The organism is Paenibacillus sp. FSL L8-0333, assembly GCF_037965665.1.
Taxonomy (GTDB): domain Bacteria; phylum Bacillota; class Bacilli; order Paenibacillales; family Paenibacillaceae; genus Paenibacillus_AQ; species Paenibacillus_AQ odorifer.
In genome coordinates this window covers 6208105-6232643 of the sequence record NZ_CP150186.1, presented here as the reverse complement: position 1 = coordinate 6232643, position 24539 = coordinate 6208105, and the positions used below count along the sequence as shown (strand labels likewise).

Here is a 24539-nt window from a genome sequence, read left to right as displayed (position 1 = left end):
TTTTGATGGAATTTGCGGGGCCATAGCTCAGCTGGGAGAGCGCCTGCCTTGCAAGCAGGAGGTCAGCGGTTCGATCCCGCTTGGCTCCACCAACAAACTTCATCTATTTGTTATGTCTATACACTTGATCCTTGAAAACTGGATACCGAAACGAATTTGCGTTTTAGAACATCTTTTAGCAACTTGTGCAAACAAGTAAATGTTATTAGTGAGATTTTTCCAAAGAGAATGTCATCGTATGATATTTTCCTACGGAAAAATCAAGGTTAAGCTAATAAGAGCACACGGAGGATGCCTAGGCGCCAGGAGCCGACGAAGGACGTGGCGAACAACGAAACTGCCTCGGGGAGCTGTAAGCAAGCTTTGATCCGGGGGTGTCCGAATGGGGAAACCCAGCTGTGGTAATTCGCAGTTACTCATTTCTGAATACATAGGAAGTGTAGAGGCAGACCAGGGGAACTGAAACATCTAAGTACCCTGAGGAAGAGAAAACAATAGTGATTCCGTCAGTAGCGGCGAGCGAACGCGGAACAGCCTAAACCTAAGAGCTTGCTCTTAGGGGTTGTGGGACGTCTCACATGGAGTTACAAAGGAATATGGTAGGTGAAGAGGTCTGGAAAGGCCCGCGATAGAGGTAAAAGCCCTGTAACCTAAACTGTGTTCTCTCCGAGACGGATCCCGAGTAGTGCGGGGCACGTGAAACCCCGTATGAATCCAGCAGGACCATCTGCTAAGGCTAAATACTACCTGGCGACCGATAGTGAAACAGTACCGTGAGGGAAAGGTGAAAAGCACCCCGGAAGGGGAGTGAAATAGAACCTGAAACCGTGTGCTTACAAAAAGTCAGAGCCCGATCTATGGGTGATGGCGTGCCTTTTGTAGAATGAACCGGCGAGTTACGTTTAACATGCAAGGTTAAGCCGAGAAGGTGGAGCCGCAGCGAAAGCGAGTCTGAATAGGGCGAATTAGTATGTGGACGTAGACCCGAAACCGTGTGATCTACCCCTGTCCAGGGTGAAGGTGCGGTAACACGCACTGGAGGCCCGAACCCACGTACGTTGAAAAGTGCGGGGATGAGGTGGGGGTAGCGGAGAAATTCCAATCGAACTCGGAGATAGCTGGTTCTCCCCGAAATAGCTTTAGGGCTAGCCTCGGTATAAGAGTAGTGGAGGTAGAGCACTGATTGGGTGCGGGGTCCGCAAGGATTACCAAGCTCAGTCAAACTCCGAATGCCATATACTTATTGCCGGGAGTCAGACAGTGAGTGCTAAGATCCATTGTCAAAAGGGAAACAGCCCAGACCATCAGCTAAGGTCCCCAAGTGTGTGTTAAGTGGGAAAGGATGTGGAGTTGCACAGACAACCAGGATGTTGGCTTAGAAGCAGCCACCATTGAAAGAGTGCGTAATAGCTCACTGGTCGAGTGACTCTGCGCCGAAAATGTAACGGGGCTAAACACACCACCGAAGCTATGGCTAGATACGTATGTATCTGGGGTAGGGGAGCGTTGTGTAGGGGTTGAAGGTGTACTGAAAAGAGCGCTGGACACTACACAAGTGAGAATGCCGGTATGAGTAACGAAAAGATCAGTGAGAATCTGATCCGCCGAAAGCCCAAGGTTTCCTGAGGAAGGCTCGTCCGCTCAGGGTAAGTCGGGACCTAAGGCGAGGCCGAAAGGCGTAGTCGAAGGACAACAGTTTGAAATTACTGTACCACCGTAATCCGCTATGAGCGATGGGGTGACGCAGGAGGGTAGTGACGCGGACTGATGGATGTCCGTCTAAGCAGTGAGGCTGATGTGTAGGCAAATCCGCACATCGATAAGGCTGGGCTGTGATGGGGAGCGAAAATTATAGTAGCGAAGGTCATGATCTCACACTGCCAAGAAAAGCCTCTAGCCAGGAGAAGGTGCCCGTACCGCAAACCGACACAGGTAGGCGAGAAGAGAATTCTAAGGCGCGCGGAAGAACTCTCGTTAAGGAACTCGGCAAAATGACCCCGTAACTTCGGGAGAAGGGGTGCCCCGGTAGTGTGAATAGCACGAGGGGGCCGCAGTGAAAAGGCCCAAGCGACTGTTTAGCAAAAACACAGGTCTGTGCGAAGCCGCAAGGCGAAGTATACGGGCTGACGCCTGCCCGGTGCTGGAAGGTTAAGGGGAGTGGTTAGGGGTAACCCGAAGCTATGAACCGAAGCCCCAGTAAACGGCGGCCGTAACTATAACGGTCCTAAGGTAGCGAAATTCCTTGTCAGGTAAATTCTGACCCGCACGAATGGCGTAACGACTTGGGCGCTGTCTCAACGAGAGATCCGGTGAAATTTTAATACCTGTGAAGATGCAGGTTACCCGCGACAAGACGGAAAGACCCCATGGAGCTTTACTGCAGCTTGATATTGAATTTGGGTACGATCTGTACAGGATAGGTGGGAGCCGTAGAAATCGGAGCGCAAGCTTCGGTGGAGGCGCCGTTGGGATACCACCCTGATCGTATCTAGGTTCTAACCTAGTACCCTTACCGGGTACGGGGACCGTGTCAGGCGGGCAGTTTGACTGGGGCGGTCGCCTCCTAAAGAGTAACGGAGGCGTTCCAAGGTTCCCTCAGAATGGTTGGAAATCATTCGCAGAGTGCAAAGGCATAAGGGAGCTTGACTGCGAGACCTACAAGTCGAGCAGGGACGAAAGTCGGACTTAGTGATCCGGTGGTACCGCATGGAAGGGCCATCGCTCAACGGATAAAAGCTACCCTGGGGATAACAGGCTTATCTCCCCCAAGAGTCCACATCGACGGGGAGGTTTGGCACCTCGATGTCGGCTCATCGCATCCTGGGGCTGAAGTAGGTCCCAAGGGTTGGGCTGTTCGCCCATTAAAGCGGTACGCGAGCTGGGTTCAGAACGTCGTGAGACAGTTCGGTCCCTATCTGTCGTGGGCGCAGGAAATTTGAGAGGAGCTGTCCTTAGTACGAGAGGACCGGGATGGACGTACCGCTGGTGCACCAGTTGTTCCGCCAGGAGCATGGCTGGGTAGCTACGTACGGACGGGATAAGCGCTGAAAGCATCTAAGCGTGAAGCCCCCCTCAAGATGAGATTTCCCAATTAGTAAGACCCCTTGAAGACGACGAGGTAGATAGGTTGGAGGTGGAAGTGCAGCAATGCATGGAGCTGACCAATACTAATCGGTCGAGGGCTTATCCTATACGTAGAATGCAGATTCGTTTCGGATTCAGTTTTCAGGCATCAAGCCTGTAACACGCTTAGAAATTCATTGTCACTTCAGGTGATGAACCGAATTTCACGCGGCAGCGTCTGTTTCACAGACGCATGTTTGGTGGCGATAGCGGAGGGGTTCCACGCGTACCCATCCCGAACACGACCGTTAAGCCCTCCAGCGCCGATGGTACTTGGACCGAAGGGTCCTGGGAGAGTAGGACGTTGCCAAGCACAAATAGACCACTGTTGATAACTCGACAGTGGCTTTTTTGCGTCTATTATAGATTGTGGAAAACTTGTGGATAATTCATTGGAATTTGCAGAAAACTTACGCACATGTGGATAGATGATTAAAAGGCAAAAAATCACCGGATGGTGTGGATTAAGTACAAATTTATGTAGATCTGTCAACAGAAAACCTAAGTAATACACGGGTTGCTGTGGATATAGTCATATTTATGTGGATAGAGGGATTGATAAGTGGATAATTATTTTAACTTGAATAGAACAAGATTACAAGACTATTTTTAAAACTGCCTAAGGCTGTGGATAACTAAAAAAAGTTCGAAAAATATCCTTATAATTCGCACACAATACACTCTCTTGTTATACTAACCATAAAAGTAAATTCATAAATGATGAGGTGAGTTTTGTGGATATCAGACAGTTGCACTCAGAAGAGTTTGATCTAAGCATGGATTTATCTGAATATGCTTTTCAATACAAGCTGCCTAGTGAGAAAAGGGCGAATGCTAAGGAAAGATTTAAAGCAGAACGCGTATGGGGTGCTTTTGAAGAAGGTACTTTGGAAGCTAAACTTACTCTTCTTCCGTTCGAAGTGTACATACAAGGTAGATTAGTACCTATGGGAGGGATCGCAGGGGTAGCGACATGGCCAGAGAATCGCAGACAGGGGCATGTGGCAAAGCTCCTGGCGCATACGCTGCAAACGATGAATGAGGCGGGGCAGACATTATCTTTTCTGCATCCGTTCTTGATCCCCTTTTATCGCAAATTTGGTTGGGAAGTTTATTGTGAATATAAGAAATACTCCATTCCTGTTGCCAAGTTTCCCAAGAAGGTTGAAGTTGAGGGCAAGGTAAGACGTGGTGTTATAGATATCGAAGTATTGGACAACTTATACAATCGTTTTGCAGTTAGATATAACGGAACACTTAAGCGTGATTTGGACTGGTGGGAGAGCTCTGTTCTGGATGATGAAGGTCAGACTGCGGTATTTTATTCACAGCTTGGGGAACCTGAAGGATACGTACTATATAAGATAGAAAATAGAGAACTGGTCATTGATGAATTTGTGTTTTTGAACGAACAGGCCCGGCAGGGGCTGTGGACATTTCTTGCGAATCACGATTCGATGGTGACCGGTGCATCGCTAAAACTGGTGCCATCCGATGATATGTTACCTTTTTTGCTGCCTGATCCGCGTATAGAGCAGGAGAATTATCCTTATTTTATGGCGCGTATTGTTAATGCTAAAGCATTCGTGGAGAGTTATTCTTTTAAGCGTTACAACAGTCAGAAGAAACAGGTTATCTATATTGAAGATAAATATGCCCCATGGAATGACGGGTTGTGGGAATGGACTGTCTCCGAAAAGGGAGCAGCAGCTTTCTTGCGTATAGAGGGTGAACGGGATGCAGCTGACTTAAGCTGTGATATTGGTACGCTGACGATTCTAATGTTTGGATATAAACGCCCAGCAGAGCTGGCTCGTTATGGACGTGTGACTGGTAATCCGACGGCTCTGGAATGGCTCGAAGAAATCATACCGCAAGCTGAAACGGCACTTTTTGATCATTTTTAGAAAATAATTAGGCTCTCCCCTTCGAAAGAAGCTGGGAGAGTTCTTTATTTCCGAATACATTCGCTGAAAAAAGTGAAAAATAAGAGAATCCTCTTGGAATTAGCACAGAATATGTTATAATATTAAAAAGTCAAAGAAAGTCAAAGTCAACGCACCTGATGACATACAGTGCGATCCTCTGAATTTGTGAAGTTTTCTTCAGACTTATATGAATGAAGTTCACTAATGAATGTCATTAAGGATGCGGGCGCAAGCGATATTATGAAGCTTTAAAGAGCACTGGAGGATGAGTGATGCGCAATATCTCTGATATTATTGAACAATATCTGAAGAATATTTTGCATGAAAGTCCCGAAGGTACGGTGGAAATCCAGCGAAATGACCTGGCGGACCAGTTCTCATGCGTACCGTCACAGATCAATTATGTTATTAGTACACGCTTTACACTGGAAAAAGGCTATGTGGTGGAAAGTAAGCGTGGTGGCGGGGGATATATTCGTATTCAACGTTTTGAATTGCCGCCAAACGTGGCACTGCATGCCCATTTAAACCATACTATAGGTGGCGGGATAGATCAGAACGCTGCCGAAGGGTTGATTTATCAACTGGAGGAAGCTGGTTTTCTAAGCAAGCGTGAGGCGTGTCTTATGCGCGCTGCTGTTTCTCGGGATTGCCTAACGGTTAAGATTCCATATCGGGATGAGATTCGGGCCAAGATTATGAAGGCGATGTTAATCTCTTTGTTAGGCAAATAATTGTCAATCATAAGGGAGGGGCTTTCGCTTATGCAATGTCAGGAATGTGGCGTCAAGCCAGCAACACTCCATTTCACCAAGATCGTGAATGGAGAGAAGACAGAATTTCATATCTGCGAGAGCTGTGCGCGGGAGAAGGGTGAACTGATCCCGGGAACTGCTGGAGGATTCTCCATTCACAGCTTGCTGTCTGGTCTGCTTGATCTTGAAGGGGCCGGTAAGGAAAAGACGGCTGCTACGAAAACTACGCAAAGTCTGCAATGTGAGAATTGTGGAATGACGTACTCGCAGTTTAGCAAATTGGGTCGTTTTGGCTGCAGCTCCTGTTATAAATATTTTAACAGTGCACTGGACCCGCTCTTTAAACGGGTGCATGGCAGCACTTCGCATGTAGGCAAGATTCCTAAACGTGCTGGAGCACAAATTGTGTTCAAGCGGCAAATTGATGAATTGAAGCTGGAATTACAGCAAAGTATCGCACAAGAGGAATTCGAAACTGCGGCAGAGCTTCGGGATCAAATTCGCCAACTTGAAAAAGAAATGGCACAAGAGTAAAGTCTTTGATATATAGGGGGGATATGACATGTCAAGTCTCCGATTTACTGAACAAGCGCTTAGTGATTGGATGCGCTCGGGAGGCAGTCACTCCGAGATTGTAATTAGCAGCCGTATGCGTATTGCACGTAATTTAGAGCATCTTCCATTCCCTATGCTTGCTTCCTTAGAGCAATCGGAAGAAGTATTAGAGCTGCTGGCCCCTGTGTTTCATGGGGAAACTGCTGCCGAATTCGGATCTTTTCAACTGATAAAGCTTGCTGAAGTGAATGAACTGGATAAAAAGGTATTGGTCGAGAAACATCTCATCAGTCCTAATCTGGCTAATGATTCACGTGGCGCAGCTGTGATATTAAATGAAGATGAGTCGGTCAGCATCATGATTAACGAAGAAGACCATCTGCGGATCCAATGTCTGTTCCCGGGTCTTCAGGTAAGAGAAGCATGGGAACGTGCGACAGCCATCGACGATATCTTCGAATCGGCTGTGAATTACGCTTTTGATGATAAAAGAGGATACTTGACCAGTTGTCCCACCAATGTGGGTACAGGGCTGCGTGCCTCAGTAATGCTGCATTTGCCAGCACTAGTAATGACCCAACAGATCAATCGCATATTGTCAGCAGTGAACCAAGTGGGATTGACTGTAAGAGGAATTTATGGTGAGGGCAGCGAAGCAGTAGGGAACATCTTTCAAATTTCCAATCAGATTACTCTCGGTCAAACAGAAAGTGAAATCATCGAGAACCTTCACAGTGTAGTCACCCAGATTATAGAGCATGAACGAAATGCCCGTGAAAGGCTGCTTGTAGATTCCGCTTTAAGAATTACAGACCGAGTGAAAAGATCTTATGGGATTTTGTGTTACGCTGCTCTAATGGAGCTTAAAGAATCCGCACAACGGCTGTCTGATGTGAGACTTGGGGTTGACCTTGGCATACTGGAAGGCCCTTCGATTTCCGTGCTTAATGAGCTGAACGTTAAGACACAGCCAGGATTTCTGCAAAAAATGTTCGGTGACGAGATGAACGCCACTGAACGGGATATGTATCGGGCGAAACTGCTCCGAGAAACACTGGGAACACAACATTAATATAGATATTTATTATTCATGGAGGTGCAGGAGATATGATGTTTGGAAGATTTACGGAACGCGCACAAAAAGTGCTAGCGCTAGCGCAGGAAGAAGCTGTTCGTTTAGGACACAACAATATTGGCACAGAACATATTTTGCTAGGACTTATTCGTGAAGGAGACGGCATTGCTGCTAAAGCATTAATCGCTTTGGGTCTGGGTCTTGAAAAAATCCAGGACGAAGTGGAGACACTGATTGGCAGAGGCCAAGAACAACCTACGAACATTGCTTATACTCCTCGCGCCAAAAAAGTAATCGAGTTGTCGATGGACGAAGCCCGCAAGCTGGGACATACGTATGTCGGCACTGAGCATATTCTGCTAGGACTTATTCGTGAAGGAGAAGGTGTCGCGGCTCGTGTGCTTAATAACCTAGGCATCAGCTTGAACAAAGCTCGTCAGCAAGTGCTTCAGCTTCTGGGAAGCAGCGAGGCTGCATCCAGTCATAGCGGAACACCTGCTAATGTCAGCACACCTACTCTAGACGGCCTAGCACGCGATTTGACGGCTTATGCCAAGGATGGTAACCTGGATCCAGTTATCGGTCGTAGCAAGGAAATTGAACGTGTTATTCAGGTACTGAGCCGCCGGACGAAGAACAACCCGGTGTTGATAGGTGAACCTGGGGTTGGCAAAACAGCTATTGCTGAAGGCTTGGCCCAAAAGATCATTAATAATGAAATCCCAGAAACACTGCGCGACAAACGCGTAATGACGCTCGATATGGGCTCGGTAGTGGCTGGTACTAAATATCGCGGCGAGTTTGAAGACCGCCTCAAGAAAATCATGGATGAGATTCGCCAAGCGGGGAATATCGTACTCTTTATCGATGAGCTTCATACGCTGATCGGTGCTGGTGGCGCAGAAGGTGCTATTGATGCTTCCAACATTCTTAAGCCGGCTTTAGCCCGCGGAGAACTTCAGTGCATCGGTGCGACTACGCTGGATGAATATCGTAAATACATTGAAAAAGATGCAGCTTTGGAGCGTCGTTTCCAACCGATTACGGTGGATCAGCCATCTCCAGAAGAAGCGGTACAAATTTTATTTGGACTTCGCGATCGTTATGAAGCACATCACCGTGTGAAAATTACGGATGAAGCTATCGTGGAAGCTGTAAAGCTGTCTGATCGTTACATTCCGGATCGTTTCCTGCCGGATAAAGCCATTGACCTTATCGATGAAGCAGGGTCTAAAGTAAGGCTTCACTCTTACACTATCCCGCCAAATCTGAAGGAACTAGAAATGCGCTTGGATGATATCCGCAAGGAGAAGGATTCTGCTGTTCAGAGCCAAGAGTTTGAGAAAGCGGCTGCCCTGCGTGATACGGAGCAAAAAATCCGTGAAGAGCTTGATACGACTAAGAACCAGTGGAAAGAAAAACAAGGACGCACCGATTCTGAAGTTACACCTGAAGATATCGCACAGGTTGTTGCAAGCTGGACGGGAATCCCTGTAAGCAAGCTGAAAGAAGAAGAGACCGACCGTCTGCTTAACATGGAAGCTCTGCTGCATGAACGAGTGATTGGTCAGGACGAAGCTGTTAAGGCTGTCAGCCGGGCATTGCGCCGGGCGCGTGCGGGTCTTAAAGATCCGAAACGTCCAATGGGCTCCTTTATCTTCCTCGGTCCTACGGGTGTAGGTAAAACTGAGTTGGCTCGTGCGCTTGCTGAAGCCATGTTCGGCGATGAGAATGCGGTCATCCGTATTGATATGTCGGAATACATGGAGAAGCACTCCACATCCCGTTTAGTTGGTGCCCCTCCTGGATATGTCGGCTATGAAGAAGGCGGCCAATTAACAGAGAAGGTACGTCGTAAACCATACTCGGTAGTACTGCTTGATGAAATTGAAAAAGCACATCCGGAAGTATTCAACATTTTGCTGCAAGTGCTTGAAGATGGTCGCCTCACCGACTCTAAAGGCCGGGTAGTTGACTTCCGCAATACACTTATCATTCTGACCTCTAACGTAGGCGCACAGGCAATCAAGAAGAACTCAACGCTTGGATTCACGGCTGTGCAGGATGCAGGAGCAGAATACGGCAATATGAAGGGCAAGGTTATGGAAGAGCTCAAGAAGAGCTTCCGTCCAGAGTTCTTGAACCGGATCGACGAAATCATCGTCTTCCACTCACTCGATGAGAAACATATCGCTGAGATCGTTACGTTGATGTCTGATGAGCTGCGCAAGCGCCTGCGTGAATATGATGTTGATTTTGTACTCACGGATGCAGCGAAGGCATTCTTGGCTAAAGAAGGTTATGACCCAGCCTTTGGTGCACGTCCATTGCGCCGGGCAATTCAGAAGCATATTGAAGACCGTCTTTCTGAGGAATTGTTGAGAGGAAATATCCAAAAGGGTGATTCCCTCAATATTGATGAGGTCGGCGGAGAACTTGTGGTGACTAAAGTGGACGCTCCAGTAGCGCCAGCGCTTGAAAAAGAAGTAGAATCCGAATAAAATAAACAAGGCTTTCGCTCCTTATTTATAGAGGAGCGGAAGCTTTTTTTATTGGAAATAGATCAATTTAAAATATACATTTAATGCAAATACCGAATGACCTTTCGTTAAAGGGGTAGAAATGGTAAACTTTCATTAGAAGAAAATGATCCGAATTGTAAACAGTTCGGACCGTAAGGAGAACAAATGGCTAAAGCAAAAACAAAATTTTTTTGCACCGACTGTGGATACGAATCGCCAAAATGGTTCGGGAAATGCCCAGGGTGCCAGGCTTGGAACTCCATGGTGGAGGAAACGGAAAGCGTAGTCAAAACACAGGGAATGAATGCCCCTATTTTTCATAGTAAAGAAAAGGCACAGTCGATCATAAGTATAGAAAGTGACAAGGAACCGCGCATACTGACAGGTATAGGTGAGCTTAACCGTGTTCTCGGTGGGGGGATCGTACCAGGATCGCTGGTACTAGTAGGGGGAGACCCAGGAATCGGTAAATCTACGCTCTTATTACAGACCTCGCACGCCCTTACAACACAGGGATTGCGAGTATTGTATATCTCGGGCGAAGAATCGGTAAGGCAAACTAAGCTGCGCGCGGATCGCCTCGATGCGTTGTCAACGGAGCTTTATGTACTATGTGAGACAAATATGGAAAGCATAGAAGAAGCGATCGAACAAATCCAGCCACAATTTCTTGTCATCGATTCTATTCAGACCGTATTTATGCCAGAAGTAACGAGTGCGCCAGGCAGCGTGACCCAGGTTCGGGAGTGTACGACAAGATTTATGCGTATCGCTAAGATTCGTGGAATTGCAACAGTTCTCGTTGGTCATGTTACCAAGGAAGGGGCTATTGCTGGACCACGGATGCTTGAACATATGGTGGACTGCGTGCTGTATTTTGAGGGTGAGCGGCATCATACGTATAGACTTTTGCGGGCTGTAAAGAACCGCTTTGGCTCTACGAATGAAATCGGCATTTTCGAAATGGGTGAAGCGGGGCTTACCGAAGTAGAGAATCCATCGGAGCTCTTTTTATCGGAACGTCCGCTTGGCGTGGCTGGTTCTACTGTGGTGGCTAGTATGGAGGGAACTAGACCTGTGCTTGTAGAACTTCAGGCACTTGTTGCTGCCACCCACTTCCCTTCCCCACGGCGAATGTGCACAGGCATGGATCACCAGCGGATGGCACTTATTATCGCTGTACTCGAGAAACGGATGGGCATGTTCCTGCAGAATCAGGATGCATACCTTAATGTTGCCGGGGGAGTAAAGCTGGATGAACCGGCGATTGATCTAGCTGTAGCAATTAGTATCGCCTCCAGTTTTCGTGATATTTCAACAAAACCTTACGACGTTTTCTTCGGAGAAGTAGGACTTACCGGTGAGGTAAGAGGCGTTTCGCGCGCGGAAATGCGCGTTAAGGAGGCCGCAAAGCTTGGCTTCCGGCGGGTGATTATGCCTGAAAAGAGCATGAAGGGATGGAAGCACCCGCAAGATATCCAGATTATTGGCGTCAGTACCGTAGCAGATGCACTATCGGTCGCGTTAGATTAGGGGGCACAGGGATATGAAAGAATATAACCAATTAGAGAATATGAATGATCTGCTCAGACTGGCGGCACCGGGTACACCTTTTCGGGAAGGTTTGGAGAATGTGCTGCGCGCTAAGACAGGGGCACTTATTGTCGTAGGGTACAGTCCTGAGGTGATGGACGTAGTGGATGGCGGATTCTCCATTAACTGCGATTTTTCGCCCAATTATTTATATGAGCTAGCTAAAATGGACGGAGCTATTATTCTAAGTGAGGATTTAAAGCGTATATTGTATGCTAATACACAACTTATACCGGATTCTTCTATCTCATCCATCGAGACGGGGATCCGTCACCGGACCGCGGAGCGGGTAGCGAAGCAAACGGGTAAGCTGGTGGTTTCCATTTCACAACGCCGCAATATCATCACGCTTTATCAAGGCTCGATACGTTATGCACTCAAAGAGATCGGGGCTATTTTGGCAAAGGCTAACCAAGCGATTCAGACACTCGAGAAGTATAAAGCAGTGCTCACGCAAGGACTGACGAATTTGTCAGCTTCAGAATATGAGGGCATTGTTACCGTTGCTGAAGTAGTGGGTGTTATCCAGCGTGTAGAGATGGTTTTGCGCATAAAAATGGAGATCAAACGCTATATCAACGAATTGGGCAACGAAGGACGCCTGATCAGCATGCAGATGGAAGAACTGGTTGGAAATACAGAGGAAGAAGCATGGCTTCTATACAGAGACTATGCTAAGGAAGAGCAGGAAGATAAAATCCGTGAAATTATCGCCGGTCTCAAACGGATAAGCGATGATGATCTGATGGATGACAACCATATTGCCCGTATACTGGGTTATTCTTCTACGGCAATTACCTCTGAAGAAGTGGTGACTCCACGTGGTTATCGCCTGCTTAACAAAATTCCGCGGCTTCCGAATGTGATCATTCACAATCTGGTGGAGCGGTTTGAAATGCTGCCTAATTTGATGTCCGCAAGCATAGCTGAATTGGATGAAGTGGACGGAATTGGGGAGGTGCGGGCCCGTAATATTCAGGATGGGCTCAAACGTTTACAGAAGCAAGTTCTTATTGACAGGCAAATGTAAATAACATACAATCACGTAATATTGGGGACGTTAAAGGCCAAAGTTAGAAAATTGAGGTGAAGAAATGATACAAAAATCAATTCCGAGTCTTTTTACGATAGGTAATTTGATGCTCGGAATGTTTGGTATCATGATGGCGTTTGACGGTAAGATTAGCATGGCCGCTATCATGGTTATTATTGCTATGCTGTTAGACGGCTTAGATGGTCGAGTAGCTCGCGCTCTAAAATGCGAAAGCGAATTTGGCAAGGAGTTGGACTCCTTATCTGATGTCGTTTCTTTCGGAGTCGCACCGGCCGTTATTTTGTACGTCTCAAGCCTGCAGGATTTGAACTCTGCATTAGGCTGGACAGTAACTGCGATTTTTCCGGTGTTTGGTGCTTTGCGCTTAGCCCGTTTTAATGTTCGTCCGGGGGTTCCGGGTTATTTTATCGGTTTGCCAATTCCTGCTGCAGGTGGTGTACTGGCCACATTAGCTCTTTTTAATAAAGATGTTTCGGCTCCGTTTATGATCGTTGCTACACTGCTCTTATCTTATTTGATGGTCAGCACTGTTAAATATCCTAATTTCAAAAAGATTGGATTGCCGAAAAAAGCGGTGGTTGGAGCGCCAGTGGTTATTGTTGTTGCAGTGGCTGTAGCTGTAGTGTTCCCAGAGCAAATCGCTAAGCTGATCTTTGTCTTACTTGGAATTTACGCATTATACGGCTTTAAGCAAAATATTGATCGGTTGACTGCCAGACGCCGTCATCGTCGTCGTAGCCGTTCAGAGGATAAAGTGTATCACTCCAAGAACGGTTAATCGGTCCATAAGGTAAGGTAACTGAATAAATTATGACCAAAGGTTTTGTCTTCCCTAGGGGATGGCAAAGCCTTTTTGCATTTCCAGCACTACCCCAAGTTTATCGTCTTGAAAATTGGAACATACTGGTGAGGAATAGATCCATTTAGGATGAATAAAAAGGAGGTGCGTTAGGTTATGTGGAAAAAAGTGATTTTGTCTTTTGCCTTAATATGTGGTGCTTGGTCAGGTTTTTCGCTATACCATGCGCTCGAAAGAGGATTCCCCAAGGGGATGGAAAAGCTGGGTGAAAGCTTACCTGTAGAAGGAAGCATTTTATTTACGGTGCTGGGTGCCATTATTTTTTTGTTTGCGGGGTCTTTATGCGCGGAATGGGGAGGTTCAAAACTGCGGGAGGCGGTTCACTACTGTTCGCGTATTCCAATGAATGAATTAGCTGCAAGTGCAGCTGGGCTTACAGGGGGGCTTCTGTTATCTCTCCTGTTATACCCTGCAATGATCTGGCTTGGGAAAGCTGGGCAGCTGCTGCAAGTGCCGGCTACGTTAGCTTTTGGATATCTGGGGCTGCGGATCGGTTTGGAGAAAAAAGAGGAGCTAGCTGCACTGTGGACATCTGGACGCTGGGGTCAAGCGGCTGAGCCGGAAGGCCGCGGGCTTGAGGAACATAAAATCCTCGACACAAGTGTTATTATCGATGGAAGAATCGCTGACATTTGTAAGACGGGATTTATTGAGGGAACCATTGTCATACCTGAATTCGTACTAGAAGAGCTCCAGCATATTGCTGATTCTTCGGATTTATTGAAGCGGAACCGGGGACGGCGTGGGCTTGATATTCTAAACAAAATTCAAAAAGAGCTTGATGTGAAGGTATTGATCTATGAGGGAGATTTTGAAGAAATCTCTGAGGTTGACAGTAAGTTAGTGAAGTTGGCGAAGGTACTGCAAGGTAAAGTAGTCACTAATGATTTCAACTTAAATAAGGTTTGCGAATTGCAGGGCGTTTCCGTACTGAATATTAACGATCTGGCGAATGCTGTGAAGCCAGTAGTGCTGCCTGGTGAGGAAATCGTAGTTCAGGTCATTAAGGATGGCAAAGAGCATGGGCAAGGTGTAGCCTACTTAGACGATGGAACGATGATTGTTGTAGAGGGCGGACGGGAATATATCGGGACTACGATGGAGGTTCTGGTCACTAGCGTGCTGCAAACTTCGGCTGGCCGAATGATATTTGCTAAGCCAAAACTTTTGGAAAAAGCGCAATAAGTGAAGATAAAGTGTATGGGGACTGTCCTATGGGTTGGAAATGCCCGCCAAACACGTTATGATGGGATTATACGTGAAAGACAGGAGCCAGATTAATGTCAAACAGTGTGGGCGTCGTCATTGTGGCGGCAGGCAGAGGAACGCGAATGGGAACTGCGGAGAGCAAGCAATATTTGTTACTGCAGGGGAAGCCGATTATCGTTCATACGCTGGAGGTATTCCAGCAGCACGAATTGATCTCTGAAATCGTGCTCGTAACCGGTGAAGAGGATGTTGAACGCTGCCGGGAATGGATACAGCTCTATAAGCTGGACAAGGTTAAGGCTATAGTAACTGGTGGATCTGAGCGTCAGCATTCCGTACATAAAGGGTTGTTGAAACTTACGACACAGTGGGTAATGGTACATGATGGTGTTCGTCCGTTTGTACAGCCGAATGAAATTGAGGCTTGCTACGAACGAGCGAAGCAGATTGGTGCTTCGGTTCTTGCTGTACCCGTCAAGGATACGATCAAACAGGTGGATAATGAAGGACAAGTACTGTCTACGCCGGATCGGCGAAGTCTGTGGGCGATTCAAACCCCGCAGACTTTTCGTCTTTCTGATTTGCTGGAGGCTTATGCAGCGGCGGAACGGGATGGCTTTCTGGGCACCGATGACTCCAGCTTGGCGGAGCGTGCGGGGATTCCGGTTTCTGTGGTAGAGGGAAGCTACAGAAATATTAAGATTACGACACCTGATGATTTGGATTATGCAGAATTCACAGAAAGAAACAGGGGAGAGGGACAATCATGATCGCTGTAGGACAAGGATTTGATGTGCATCAGCTGGTAGAGGGCAGGCCTTGTATTATTGGGGGAGTTACGATTCCTTACGAAAAAGGATTGCTTGGGCATTCCGATGCAGATGTACTGCTGCATGCAGTTAGTGACGCGATTCTAGGCGCACTTGGACTTGGTGATATTGGCAGACATTTTCCGGATACAGATCCAGCCTTTAAGGACGCAGATAGCTTGAAGTTACTAGAAGAGGTATGGGCACTTGCTCGTGAGCGAGGATATAAGCTGGGAAATATTGATTCAACGATTATCGCCCAAAAGCCTAAGATGGCTCCGTACATTCCACAAATGACCGAGATTATCGCACGTGCGCTTAATGCCGACCCGTCCAAGGTAAATGTTAAAGCTACTACAACTGAGCAGCTTGGTTTTGCCGGACGCGGCGAAGGAATTGCCGCACAATCTATTGTCTGTCTACTCCAAGATGTGATATCATCTTGAGATGGTCTAAGTAGTAAATTAAGTTCAACCATATGAAGCGGAGGGAATACAATGACGGATGAAGTCCGGGTGCGTTACGCACCGAGCCCTACGGGACATTTACATATAGGTAACGCCAGAACGGCGCTGTTTAACTATCTGTTCGCCCGTAATAAAGGCGGTAAATTCATTATCAGAATTGAAGATACAGACGTAAAGCGCAATGTCGCTGGTGGTGAAGAGAGCCAGCTTAAGTATTTGAAATGGCTGGGTATGGATTGGGATGAGAGTGTTGATGTTGGCGGAGAGTACGGACCTTACCGTCAGACAGAACGTCTTGACTTATATCGTGTGCATTGGCAGGATTTGCTGGACAGAGGTTTGGCTTACCGCTGCTATTGCACAGAGGAAGAGCTGGAGGCGGAACGTGAAGAACAGACTGCCCGCGGAGAAACGCCTCGTTATTCTGGCAAACATCGTGATCTGACTGAAGAGCAACGTCTAGCTTTTGAAGCTGAGGGACGAGTTGCCAGCATTCGCTTCCGTGTGCCAGAAGATCGTACGTATGCGTTTGATGATCTCGTAAAAGGCAGTATTTCTTTTGACACAAAAGAAATGGGTGACTTTGTTATTGTGAAGAAGGACGGAATTCCGACCTACAACTTCGCGGTAGCTGTTGACGATCATCTGATGGCTATTACCCACGTATTGCGTGGAGAAGACCATATTTCCAACACACCCCGCCAGCTTATGATCTATGAAGCGCTAGGCTGGGAGCCACCTTTATTTGGTCACATGACGCTTATTGTTGGCGACAACCACAAGAAGCTCAGCAAACGGGATGAATCCGTTATTCAGTTTATCGAGCAATATGATGAATTGGGTTACTTGCCTGAGGCTCTGGTTAACTTCATTTCTCTGCTTGGCTGGTCTCCAGAGGGAGAAGAAGAGATCTTCAGTAAAGAAGAACTTATTTCTATTTTTGATGCGGACCGTTTGTCCAAAAGCCCGGCTGTATTTGATAAAAACAAGCTGGCGCATCTGAATAATCATTATATTAAGCATGCTGATCCTAAACGGATCTCTGCACTGGCTATTCCACATCTGCAAAAAGCGGGTAAAATACCTGCTGAGCTGAACGAAGAGCAACAAACATGGGCGGAAAGCCTTGTCGCATTGTATCAAGAGCAGATGACTGCAGCTTCTGACATCGTGGCGCTATCGGAACTGTTCTTCCGCAGTCACCTAGAGTTAGAGACGGAAGCAGCGCAGGTTCTGGCTGAAAGCCAAGTCCCTGAGGTATTGTCTGCTTTCCTGGCTAAAGTTGAAGCCTGTCAGGATTTCAGTGCAAGCAACATGGCTGTTCTGATTAAGGAAGTACAGAAAGAAACAGGTCATAAGGGCAAAGCACTTTTTATGCCAATTCGTGTGGCTCTGACCGGACAAACGCACGGACGTGATCTTAATATAACCATTGCTTTGCTCGGCAAAAATCGCGTTATCGAACGTTTGAAATCACAAATTAAGGGCGCTTAAGGTCGTATTTCATACGACTAAACCCCCTTGTCAGTATCTTGTCTTTTGCGCTAAGATAGAATTATATGATAATAGCTGTGATCAGGAGAAGTACGTCCATTGAAGACAATTGCCAGAGAGAATAACCGAGAAAGGGACACCCTTTCGGGCTGGGAGTTATTCATTTGTCCGGGGCAGAACATGCGCCTGTGAGCTGCACGGTTGAATGACCTTTTTAAGGCTCATTAGATCGCGCCGGGAACGTCGCCGTTAATGATGCCAAGTGGAATGAAGAAATTCTGCCGTTTGTTACAATAGCGGCTCATTTGATTCGTTCAAGCAGAGTGGAACCGCGGTTAAACGTCTCTGCAGCATTATGCTGCAGGGGCGTTTTTTGTCTAAATATAAGCAAAAATAATTTTCATACAATACTCTTTGTCTTATATTTCTACGAGATAACAAACCAAGCGAACACTCACAGCATATGTATGATAAGGATGATGGGCCTGGAGACAATACCTTTCTTGTGTACCTGTAAACAGGAGATAAGGAAGTTAAGAAGAGAGGAACCGTGATGTTTAAGCATATTAAGTCGGACATTCGGGCGGTATTTGATAACGATCCTGCTGCCCGCAGCTGGTTCGAGGTTGTCTTCACATATGCCGGCTTGCACGCCATTTGGGGTCACCGGATCGCCCACTCTTTTTTCAAACGCCGCTGGTATACAATGGCTCGTATGGTTTCGCAGTTTAGCAGATTTATGACTGGTGTTGAGATCCATCCCGGAGCTGTCATCGGAAACAGGCTGTTTATCGACCATGGTATGGGGATTGTTATTGGAGAAACCTGCGAAATCGGTGATGATGTTATAATCTATCAAGGGGTTACGCTTGGAGGAACCGGAAAAGAAAAAGGTAAGCGACATCCCACGGTTGGCAACAATGTAGTTATTGGTTCCGGTGCGAAGGTTTTAGGATCTTTTCGTATTGGTGACAATTCAAATATAGGTTCGAATGCTGTTGTGTTGCGTGAAGTGCCTAACAACAGTACAGTAGTAGGGAATCCAGGTCGTGTGGTAAAACGTAATGGAGAACGGGTATCCGATCGGCTCGATCATACGAAGATGCCTGACCCGCTTGTCGATTCACTGCGGTTTTTGCAGAAAGAAATCGAAGAAATTAGGGAAAAGCTTGGCGCAGAAGATAAACAAAAAACCGCACAGCGGATAGCAGAAGCTCAGCAGTATATTGGTGACTATGAAATTTAAGCATCCCGGTATTAAGGAATCCGGAAGAACAGAAAGGGCTGGAATAAGGATGGCTTTACAAATATATAACACAATGACACGCAGCAAGGAGCAGTTTGTGCCCCAGGAGCCGGGCAAAGTTAAGATGTATGTGTGTGGTCCAACCGTTTATGGATATATGCATATCGGAAATGCTAGACCTATAATTGTTTTTGATATGGTCCGGAATTACTTGGAGCAGTTAGGTAATGAGGTGCGTTATGTTACGAATTTCACGGATGTTGATGATAAACTGATTCGCAAAGCCGAAGAAATGAACACTACTGTAGCAGAGGTAGCGGAAACTTTCATTGCTGCTTACCGTGAGGATCTGGAAGGGCTTGGTGTTAAACCGGCAACCTTGAATCCCCGTGTAACGGAAAGCATGGCGCTGATCATTGGATTTATTAAAGAGCTTGAGGAAAAAGGATACGCATACGAAAGCGGCGGCGATGTATATTACCGCACTTCAAAATTTGAAGACTACGGTAAATTATCTCGCCAGAATCTGGATGAGCTGCAGTTTGGTATCCGCGTTGAGGTGGACTCACGTAAGGAGAAACCTGAGGATTTTGTGCTTTGGAAAGCAGCCAAACCTGGTGAAGTGCACTGGAGTAGCCCTTGGGGAGACGGACGTCCCGGCTGGCATATTGAATGCTCGGCTATGGCGCGGGAGTTCTTGGGGGATACGATCGATATCCATGGTGGTGGACAAGATTTGCAGTTCCCACATCATGAATGCGAATGCGCTCAGACTGAAGCTCTGACTGGTAAACCACTCTCTAATTACTGGATGCATAATGGATTCATCAACATCGGTGATGAGAAAATGTCGAAATCGCTCGGTAATGGCTGGCTTGTAAAAGACATCCGTGAGCGTTTTAAAGCAGGAGCTATCCGCTATTTCATGCTATCGACCCATTACCGCAACCCGTTGAATTTCTCAGAGGAATCTATGACTTCCGCCGAAAAGAGCGTTGAACGGATCACGCTTGCAGAGAGTAACGTTAAACATCGGCTTGAACTCGCTGCTGATGGTGCTCAAGGTGAAGTCAACTCAGAGATTAATGATAAGCTGTCGGCTATAGTGGCCAATTTCCATGCTAGAATGCAGGATGACTTTAATACGCCTGATGCGATCACGGCTATGTTCGATTGGGTGAGTCTGGCAAACCATACGCTTGCGAATAACGAGGCTGCTCCTGCTGATTTTGCTGCATTACTGCAAGCTTTTGGCGAAATGAATGCTGTACTGCGTTTGACGCCTGAACTGGAAGAGGAAATTGCAAGTGAAGAAGTTGAACGGTTGATCGCCGAGCGGGTTGAAGCTCGTAAGAATAAGAATTGGAGCCGGTCTGACGAGATCCGTGATGAATTAGGCCGCTTGGGCATATTGCTTGAGGATACTCCACAAGGAATGCGGTGGCGTCGTAAATGAGTGAGGAACGCAAGTTTGATAACGGATGGTTTCCTTATGAGCCTTCCAAACCTGCGCGACTACTTTCGCCTATTGTTCTAGCTTATGTAGGAGATGCTATCTATGAGGTGGCTGTTCGCCAGTATTTAGTATCTCTTCCGAATTTGCGTCCGAACCATTTGCATCGTTCTGCTACAGGGCTGGTATCTGCTAAAGCACAGTGTGCAATTCTGAACTTTTTGGAGCCTAGTCTCACGGAAGAGGAGAAGGATGTCGCCCGTCAGGGGAGAAATGCGAAATCGGGAAGTGTTCCTAAGAATGCGGATGTGCTTGAATACCGTCATGCTACAGCTTTTGAGTGCTTGATTGGTTACTTGTACTACACAGGACAACAGGAGAGAATAGAAGAAATTGTGCACAAGGGTATACAGTTTATGTTGAAACAGCCGTGATAGGCTTTGGCGAAATAGAAAATAGGAGAAGTGAACATGGAAGAAGAATTGAAGACTGAAGAGGAAATATTGGCAGGGAAGCATTCTGTGCTTGAAGCGCTTCGTGCTGGTCGTACATTAAATAAAATATGGATCGCAGAGACAGCCCAGAAGCATCTGACAGCACCCATCGTTGCCGAAGCCCGGAAAGCGGGAATTGTCATTCAGCATGTGGACAAGCGTAAGTTGGATCAACTGGCACCAGGTGTGCAGCATCAAGGGGTGGTTGCACAAGCAGCACCATTTGCCTATGTTGAAGTGGATGATTTGTTAGCTATAGCAGAAGCCAAAGGAGAACCGGCATTCCTTATTTTGCTTGATGAAATTGAAGATCCTCATAACCTGGGTTCGATTCTGCGGACGGCGGATTGTACTGGAGTACATGGGGTAATCGTACCTAAACGCCGTTCGGCTCAGATAACTGCGACCGTGTCCAAAACATCCGCGGGTGCTGTGGAGTATGTTCCGGTTGCCCGGGTTACAAACCTGGGTCAGACCATTGACCGTCTAAAAGAGCAGGGAGTCTGGGTAGTAGGAACAGACGTGGATACCGATCAGAATCTATACCAATCCGATATTTTCACGGGTCCGGTAGCTGTTGTAATCGGCAATGAGAGTAAAGGAATGGGACGCCTGATTCGTGAAAAATGTGATGTGCTTCTTAAGCTGCCGATGGCCGGAAAGATCAATTCATTAAATGCCTCTGTCGCCGCAGGAGTCATTATGTATGAAGTGATACGCCGCCGGCAACAGCAGGGATAGCTATGGCCGACTGGCGCGATGTGCTGCTTGTGGATGGATATAACATGATCGGTGGCTGGCCGGAACTTGTGGCACTGTCCCAGATTGGTATGCAGGAAGCACGCGACCGCTTGATGGATTTGCTGGCAGATTACCAGGCTTTCTCTGGACGAAGAGTTATTGCTGTTTTTGATGCATACCGTGTTCCGGGGTTGGGAAGGTCTTTTGTCCAGGGTAAGGTCCAGGTGTACTTCACCAAGGAAAAAGAAACCGCAGATGAATGCATTGAGCGACTGGTTGGGGAATATAGCAATCGGCGCCGGCAGATCTATGTGGCTACGAGTGATTTTATAGAGCAGCATATTATTTTTGCACAAGGTGCATTGCGAATTTCGGCAAGGGAATTGCATCTGGAAATTGAAGAGAATCAAAAACAAGTAAAAAAAGCTATCGAACCTGGCGGTGTCAGTTCTACTCGTCATTCTTTGGAAGACAAACTGCCTCCCGATGTGCGCAGTAAGCTGGAAAAATGGCGCAGACAGTGAGATCGAGGAAGAATCAGGAAATATTTTATTCCAATTTATGCTATTCTAGATTGATTTTGGACAAACTCCGGTTGACGGTGGAAGGTAACATAATATATACTGATCCTATATTTCGCGAAGTAACGATGTGTCTTGCGTTGCAGCCGGGGGGATTCTTGGTGAGTGTCGACCTCAAGGAAATAATGCTGTCTGAGTATGATTTCATAAGTGATGAAGATATTGTCGAGGCTTTCCGTGGTGGCGACAGTGGCGCATTAGAACACTTGATTAATAAATACCGTAACTTTGTACGTGCTAAAGCCCGCTCTTATTTCTTGATCGGGGCAGACCGTGAAGATATTGTACAAGAAGGAATGATTGGTCTATACAAGGCTATTCGTGACTTTAAAGGTGACAAGCTCTCTTCATTTAAGGCTTTTGCTGAGCTCTGCATTACACGACAGATTATAACGGCTATTAAGACGGCCACTCGTCAGAAACATATTCCGCTGAACTCTTATGTTTCCTTGGACAAGCCCATTTATGACGAAGATTCTGATAGAACACTTATGGATGTCATTTGTGGAACACAGGTTCTAGATCCAGAAGAGCTAATTATTAATCAAGAAGAATTCATTGGTCTTGAAGATAAGATGGCGGAGATTCTAAGTGACTTGGAGCGCAAGGTTCTGATGTTGTATTTAGACGGAAGATCCTATCAGGAGATTGCTGAAGATCTTAAGCGGCATGTGAAGTCTATTGATAACGCTCTACAACGAGTAAAAAGGAAATTAGAAAGATATCTAGAAGTACGTGACAATTGATGATATAATGAACAAGAGAGGGCTCGGACATCGAGTTCTTTTTTTTAGTCTTTTTGAAATCACCCGGATAGAATTAGGTGCTTGCACTATAAATTTCTATTTGAGCCGATTTTAGTCGTTGCCGTTGAAGGTAGGTTTATACACAGACGGAATACCCCATAATGGTAAGGAAGACAGCGAAGTGTGAGGAAGAGATAGACCCAAAGACAGGGTACGGCCATATGACTACTAAACCCGGAATTACCCAGTGCAGAACGGAATTCTTTCGTTGACACAGACCTTGACATTATGCTAAAGTGTTTTAGGTAGGCCTAAATTCGCGGCTTTTTTTTAGGATCAATATTTGCGTCTTCTAATGTGAATTAGAAGGACGTCTCGGGAGGTGCACATCATGCGGGTAATTATCACTTTGGCTTGTACAAGTTGCAAACAAAGAAACTATGCGACTACCAAAAACAAGCGAAATCACCCCGACCGCATGGAGATGAAGAAATTTTGCAAGTATTGTAACTCGCAAACTCCTCATCGCGAAACCAGATAGTCTGTGGAGGTGTAGTCGGCATGAAACGTAGTTTCAAGTCTATGTTTTCCTTTTTCACTGAGAGCTGGAGTGAACTCAAAAAGGTTCGCTGGCCAAGTCGTAAAGAATTGACCAACTATACATTGATCGTTCTCGGTACGATTGTAGTTGTCGCTATTTACTTCTGGGTTCTGGACATCGGTATTTCCGCTGTGATTGAAGCGATTATTTAGAGAGGTCCCAGGTGGCTTGATATGGAAAAAAGATGGTATGTCGTTCATACCTATTCTGGGTATGAGAATAAGGTCAAAGCCAATTTGGAAAAGCGCGTTGAGTCCATGGGCATGGAAGACAAAATATTCCGCGTTCTTGTTCCTATGGAAGAAGAAATCGTAAACAAAGACGGTAAGAAAAAAACCGTTATGCGTAAAGTTTACCCCGGATATGTTTTGGTGGAAATGGTTCAGACTGATGATTCCTGGTATGTTGTCCGCAATACTCCGGGCGTTACTGGATTTGTTGGTTCGACAGGCTCAGGGTCTAAACCAACAGCTTTGCTTCCGGAAGAGGTAGAACAAATTCTGAAGCATATGGGCATGGTTGAACCTAAAGCGAAGATTGATTTCGAAATCAAGGAATCCGTACGTATTATGGTTGGTCCGTTTGCGAATTTTGTGGGCTCCGTGGAAGAAATTTTGGCTGACAAGAGCAAGATCAAAGTGCATGTTAACATGTTTGGACGGGAAACCCCGCTAGAGTTGGATTTCACTCAAGTGGAGAAAATATAACATAAGCTAGGGTTTCTTGTGGGAGAGCGCTATTGGCGTTCGAAGACCACTATTTTTGCAAGGAGGTGTCACTCATGGCTAAAAAAGTTATTAAAATGGTGAAACTGCAGATTCCTGCAGGGAAAGCGAATCCAGCGCCTCCAGTAGGTCCGGCGTTAGGTCAAGCAGGTGTCAACATCATGGCATTCTGTAAGGAATTTAATGCTCGTACTGCCGACCAGGCTGGCTTGATCATTCCGGTTGAAATTACAGTATTTGAAGACCGTTCCTTTACTTTCATCACTAAAACTCCTCCGGCTGCTGTTCTGCTTCGCATCGCTGCTAAAGTAGAAAAAGGATCCGGCGAACCAAACAAGAAAAAAGTAGCAAAAATCGGCCGCGCTGCGGTACGTGAAATTGCTGAAACAAAAATGCCTGACCTTAACGCTGCAACTGTTGAAGCTGCAATGCGTATGGTTGAAGGTACTGCCCGCAGTATGGGTATCACAATCGAAGACTAGTAGTTTTCGAAGAATCGGTCATTCGTG

The 24539-nt window shown here is 46.5% G+C and carries 22 protein-coding genes, 1 tRNA gene and 2 rRNA genes; all 25 read left to right on the top strand.

Going from position 1 to position 24539, the window contains the following annotated elements; translation table 11 throughout:
• The first annotated feature begins 16 nt into the window (after positions 1–16).
• The 25 genes from NYE72_RS27905 to rplK all read left to right on the top strand — a co-directional run bounded on the left by NYE72_RS27905 (position 17) and on the right by rplK (position 24512).
• Positions 17–92, top strand: a tRNA-Ala gene (locus NYE72_RS27905).
• 172 nt (positions 93–264) lie between these two features.
• A 23S ribosomal RNA gene (locus NYE72_RS27900) occupies positions 265–3191 on the top strand.
• 128 nt (positions 3192–3319) lie between these two features.
• Positions 3320–3436, top strand: a 5S ribosomal RNA gene (gene rrf / locus NYE72_RS27895).
• Between the two features lie 421 nt (positions 3437–3857).
• Positions 3858–5030, top strand: coding sequence for a GNAT family N-acetyltransferase (locus NYE72_RS27890; protein WP_076099624.1), 1173 nt, complete (start codon positions 3858–3860; stop codon positions 5028–5030).
• Between the two features lie 293 nt (positions 5031–5323).
• Positions 5324–5785, top strand: a complete 462-nt coding sequence (locus NYE72_RS27885) for a CtsR family transcriptional regulator (RefSeq protein WP_036680465.1) — start codon at positions 5324–5326, stop codon at positions 5783–5785.
• Between the two features lie 30 nt (positions 5786–5815).
• Positions 5816–6340 carry a UvrB/UvrC motif-containing protein gene (locus tag NYE72_RS27880; RefSeq protein ID WP_036680467.1) on the top strand — a complete coding sequence of 175 codons (525 nt, stop codon included), beginning with the start codon at positions 5816–5818 and terminating at the stop codon, positions 6338–6340.
• Between the two features lie 28 nt (positions 6341–6368).
• The gene (locus tag NYE72_RS27875) at positions 6369–7433 is read left to right on the top strand and encodes a protein arginine kinase (protein WP_036680469.1); all 1065 of its coding nucleotides are present in this window, start codon (positions 6369–6371) and stop codon (positions 7431–7433) included.
• Between the two features lie 35 nt (positions 7434–7468).
• Positions 7469–9937 carry an ATP-dependent protease ATP-binding subunit ClpC gene (gene clpC, locus NYE72_RS27870; protein ID WP_036680471.1) on the top strand — a complete coding sequence of 823 codons (2469 nt, stop codon included), beginning with the start codon at positions 7469–7471 and terminating at the stop codon, positions 9935–9937.
• Positions 9938–10123: 186 nt separating this feature from the next.
• The gene (gene radA / locus NYE72_RS27865; protein ID WP_036680472.1) at positions 10124–11491 is read left to right on the top strand and encodes a DNA repair protein RadA; all 1368 of its coding nucleotides are present in this window, start codon (positions 10124–10126) and stop codon (positions 11489–11491) included.
• Positions 11492–11504: 13 nt separating this feature from the next.
• Complete coding sequence (gene disA / locus NYE72_RS27860) at positions 11505–12581, top strand: DNA integrity scanning diadenylate cyclase DisA (RefSeq protein WP_036680475.1); 1077 nt, start codon at positions 11505–11507, stop codon at positions 12579–12581.
• 64 nt (positions 12582–12645) lie between these two features.
• Positions 12646–13383, top strand: coding sequence for a CDP-diacylglycerol--serine O-phosphatidyltransferase (gene pssA / locus NYE72_RS27855; RefSeq protein ID WP_036680477.1), 738 nt, complete (start codon positions 12646–12648; stop codon positions 13381–13383).
• A gap of 177 nt (positions 13384–13560) precedes the next feature.
• The gene (locus NYE72_RS27850; RefSeq protein ID WP_036680481.1) at positions 13561–14649 is read left to right on the top strand and encodes a PIN/TRAM domain-containing protein; all 1089 of its coding nucleotides are present in this window, start codon (positions 13561–13563) and stop codon (positions 14647–14649) included.
• A 95-nt stretch (positions 14650–14744) separates the two neighbouring features.
• Entirely contained in the window at positions 14745–15443 is a 699-nt protein-coding gene (ispD, locus tag NYE72_RS27845) for a 2-C-methyl-D-erythritol 4-phosphate cytidylyltransferase (protein WP_076215384.1), read from the top strand.
• Complete coding sequence (ispF, locus tag NYE72_RS27840) at positions 15440–15928, top strand: 2-C-methyl-D-erythritol 2,4-cyclodiphosphate synthase (RefSeq protein ID WP_036680486.1); 489 nt, start codon at positions 15440–15442, stop codon at positions 15926–15928. Before ispD ends, ispF begins: the two co-directional genes overlap by 4 nt.
• A 51-nt stretch (positions 15929–15979) precedes the next feature.
• On the top strand, positions 15980–17443 hold the full coding sequence (gene gltX, locus NYE72_RS27835) for a glutamate--tRNA ligase (protein WP_076105939.1): 1464 nt from the start codon (positions 15980–15982) through the stop codon (positions 17441–17443).
• 553 nt (positions 17444–17996) lie between these two features.
• The gene (cysE, locus tag NYE72_RS27830) at positions 17997–18689 is read left to right on the top strand and encodes a serine O-acetyltransferase (protein ID WP_036680489.1); all 693 of its coding nucleotides are present in this window, start codon (positions 17997–17999) and stop codon (positions 18687–18689) included.
• 49 nt (positions 18690–18738) lie between these two features.
• A complete protein-coding gene (gene cysS, locus NYE72_RS27825; RefSeq protein ID WP_076179557.1) occupies positions 18739–20145 on the top strand; it encodes a cysteine--tRNA ligase in 1407 nt (468 codons plus the stop codon).
• Complete coding sequence (locus tag NYE72_RS27820; RefSeq protein WP_038573467.1) at positions 20142–20576, top strand: Mini-ribonuclease 3; 435 nt, start codon at positions 20142–20144, stop codon at positions 20574–20576. Before cysS ends, NYE72_RS27820 begins: the two co-directional genes overlap by 4 nt.
• Positions 20577–20612: 36 nt before the next feature.
• Entirely contained in the window at positions 20613–21377 is a 765-nt protein-coding gene (gene rlmB / locus NYE72_RS27815) for a 23S rRNA (guanosine(2251)-2'-O)-methyltransferase RlmB (RefSeq protein WP_076179553.1), read from the top strand.
• Between the two features lie 2 nt (positions 21378–21379).
• Positions 21380–21901: an NYN domain-containing protein gene (locus tag NYE72_RS27810; protein WP_036680494.1), complete on the top strand. Its 522-nt coding sequence runs from the start codon at positions 21380–21382 to the stop codon at positions 21899–21901.
• Between the two features lie 158 nt (positions 21902–22059).
• A complete protein-coding gene (sigH, locus tag NYE72_RS27805; protein WP_036680496.1) occupies positions 22060–22704 on the top strand; it encodes an RNA polymerase sporulation sigma factor SigH in 645 nt (214 codons plus the stop codon).
• Positions 22705–23095: 391 nt separating this feature from the next.
• Complete coding sequence (gene rpmG, locus NYE72_RS27800; RefSeq protein WP_076099620.1) at positions 23096–23245, top strand: 50S ribosomal protein L33; 150 nt, start codon at positions 23096–23098, stop codon at positions 23243–23245.
• 20 nt (positions 23246–23265) lie between these two features.
• Positions 23266–23457, top strand: coding sequence for a preprotein translocase subunit SecE (secE, locus tag NYE72_RS27795; RefSeq protein WP_036680497.1), 192 nt, complete (start codon positions 23266–23268; stop codon positions 23455–23457).
• 21 nt (positions 23458–23478) lie between these two features.
• Entirely contained in the window at positions 23479–24012 is a 534-nt protein-coding gene (nusG, locus tag NYE72_RS27790; protein WP_036680499.1) for a transcription termination/antitermination protein NusG, read from the top strand.
• Between the two features lie 74 nt (positions 24013–24086).
• A complete protein-coding gene (gene rplK / locus NYE72_RS27785) occupies positions 24087–24512 on the top strand; it encodes a 50S ribosomal protein L11 (RefSeq protein WP_036680502.1) in 426 nt (141 codons plus the stop codon).
• Positions 24513–24539 lie beyond the last annotated feature (27 nt).

Bases quoted from the DNA above. Each gene is read 5' to 3' on its own strand.
- NYE72_RS27885 (WP_036680465.1), top strand. From the start codon at position 5,324: ATGCGCAATATCTCTGATATTATTGAACAATATCTGAAGAATATTTTG.
- NYE72_RS27880 (WP_036680467.1), top strand. From the start codon at position 5,816: ATGCAATGTCAGGAATGTGGCGTCAAGCCAGCAACACTCCATTTCACC.
- NYE72_RS27875 (WP_036680469.1), top strand. From the start codon at position 6,369: ATGTCAAGTCTCCGATTTACTGAACAAGCGCTTAGTGATTGGATGCGC.
- clpC (WP_036680471.1), top strand. From the start codon at position 7,469: ATGATGTTTGGAAGATTTACGGAACGCGCACAAAAAGTGCTAGCGCTA.
- radA (WP_036680472.1), top strand. From the start codon at position 10,124: ATGGCTAAAGCAAAAACAAAATTTTTTTGCACCGACTGTGGATACGAA.
- disA (WP_036680475.1), top strand. From the start codon at position 11,505: ATGAAAGAATATAACCAATTAGAGAATATGAATGATCTGCTCAGACTG.
- pssA (WP_036680477.1), top strand. From the start codon at position 12,646: ATGATACAAAAATCAATTCCGAGTCTTTTTACGATAGGTAATTTGATG.
- NYE72_RS27850 (WP_036680481.1), top strand. From the start codon at position 13,561: ATGTGGAAAAAAGTGATTTTGTCTTTTGCCTTAATATGTGGTGCTTGG.
- ispD (WP_076215384.1), top strand. From the start codon at position 14,745: ATGTCAAACAGTGTGGGCGTCGTCATTGTGGCGGCAGGCAGAGGAACG.
- ispF (WP_036680486.1), top strand. From the start codon at position 15,440: ATGATCGCTGTAGGACAAGGATTTGATGTGCATCAGCTGGTAGAGGGC.
- gltX (WP_076105939.1), top strand. From the start codon at position 15,980: ATGACGGATGAAGTCCGGGTGCGTTACGCACCGAGCCCTACGGGACAT.
- cysE (WP_036680489.1), top strand. From the start codon at position 17,997: ATGTTTAAGCATATTAAGTCGGACATTCGGGCGGTATTTGATAACGAT.
- cysS (WP_076179557.1), top strand. From the start codon at position 18,739: ATGGCTTTACAAATATATAACACAATGACACGCAGCAAGGAGCAGTTT.
- NYE72_RS27820 (WP_038573467.1), top strand. From the start codon at position 20,142: ATGAGTGAGGAACGCAAGTTTGATAACGGATGGTTTCCTTATGAGCCT.
- rlmB (WP_076179553.1), top strand. From the start codon at position 20,613: ATGGAAGAAGAATTGAAGACTGAAGAGGAAATATTGGCAGGGAAGCAT.
- NYE72_RS27810 (WP_036680494.1), top strand. From the start codon at position 21,380: ATGGCCGACTGGCGCGATGTGCTGCTTGTGGATGGATATAACATGATC.
- rpmG (WP_076099620.1), top strand. From the start codon at position 23,096: ATGCGGGTAATTATCACTTTGGCTTGTACAAGTTGCAAACAAAGAAAC.
- secE (WP_036680497.1), top strand. From the start codon at position 23,266: ATGAAACGTAGTTTCAAGTCTATGTTTTCCTTTTTCACTGAGAGCTGG.
- nusG (WP_036680499.1), top strand. From the start codon at position 23,479: ATGGAAAAAAGATGGTATGTCGTTCATACCTATTCTGGGTATGAGAAT.
- rplK (WP_036680502.1), top strand. From the start codon at position 24,087: ATGGCTAAAAAAGTTATTAAAATGGTGAAACTGCAGATTCCTGCAGGG.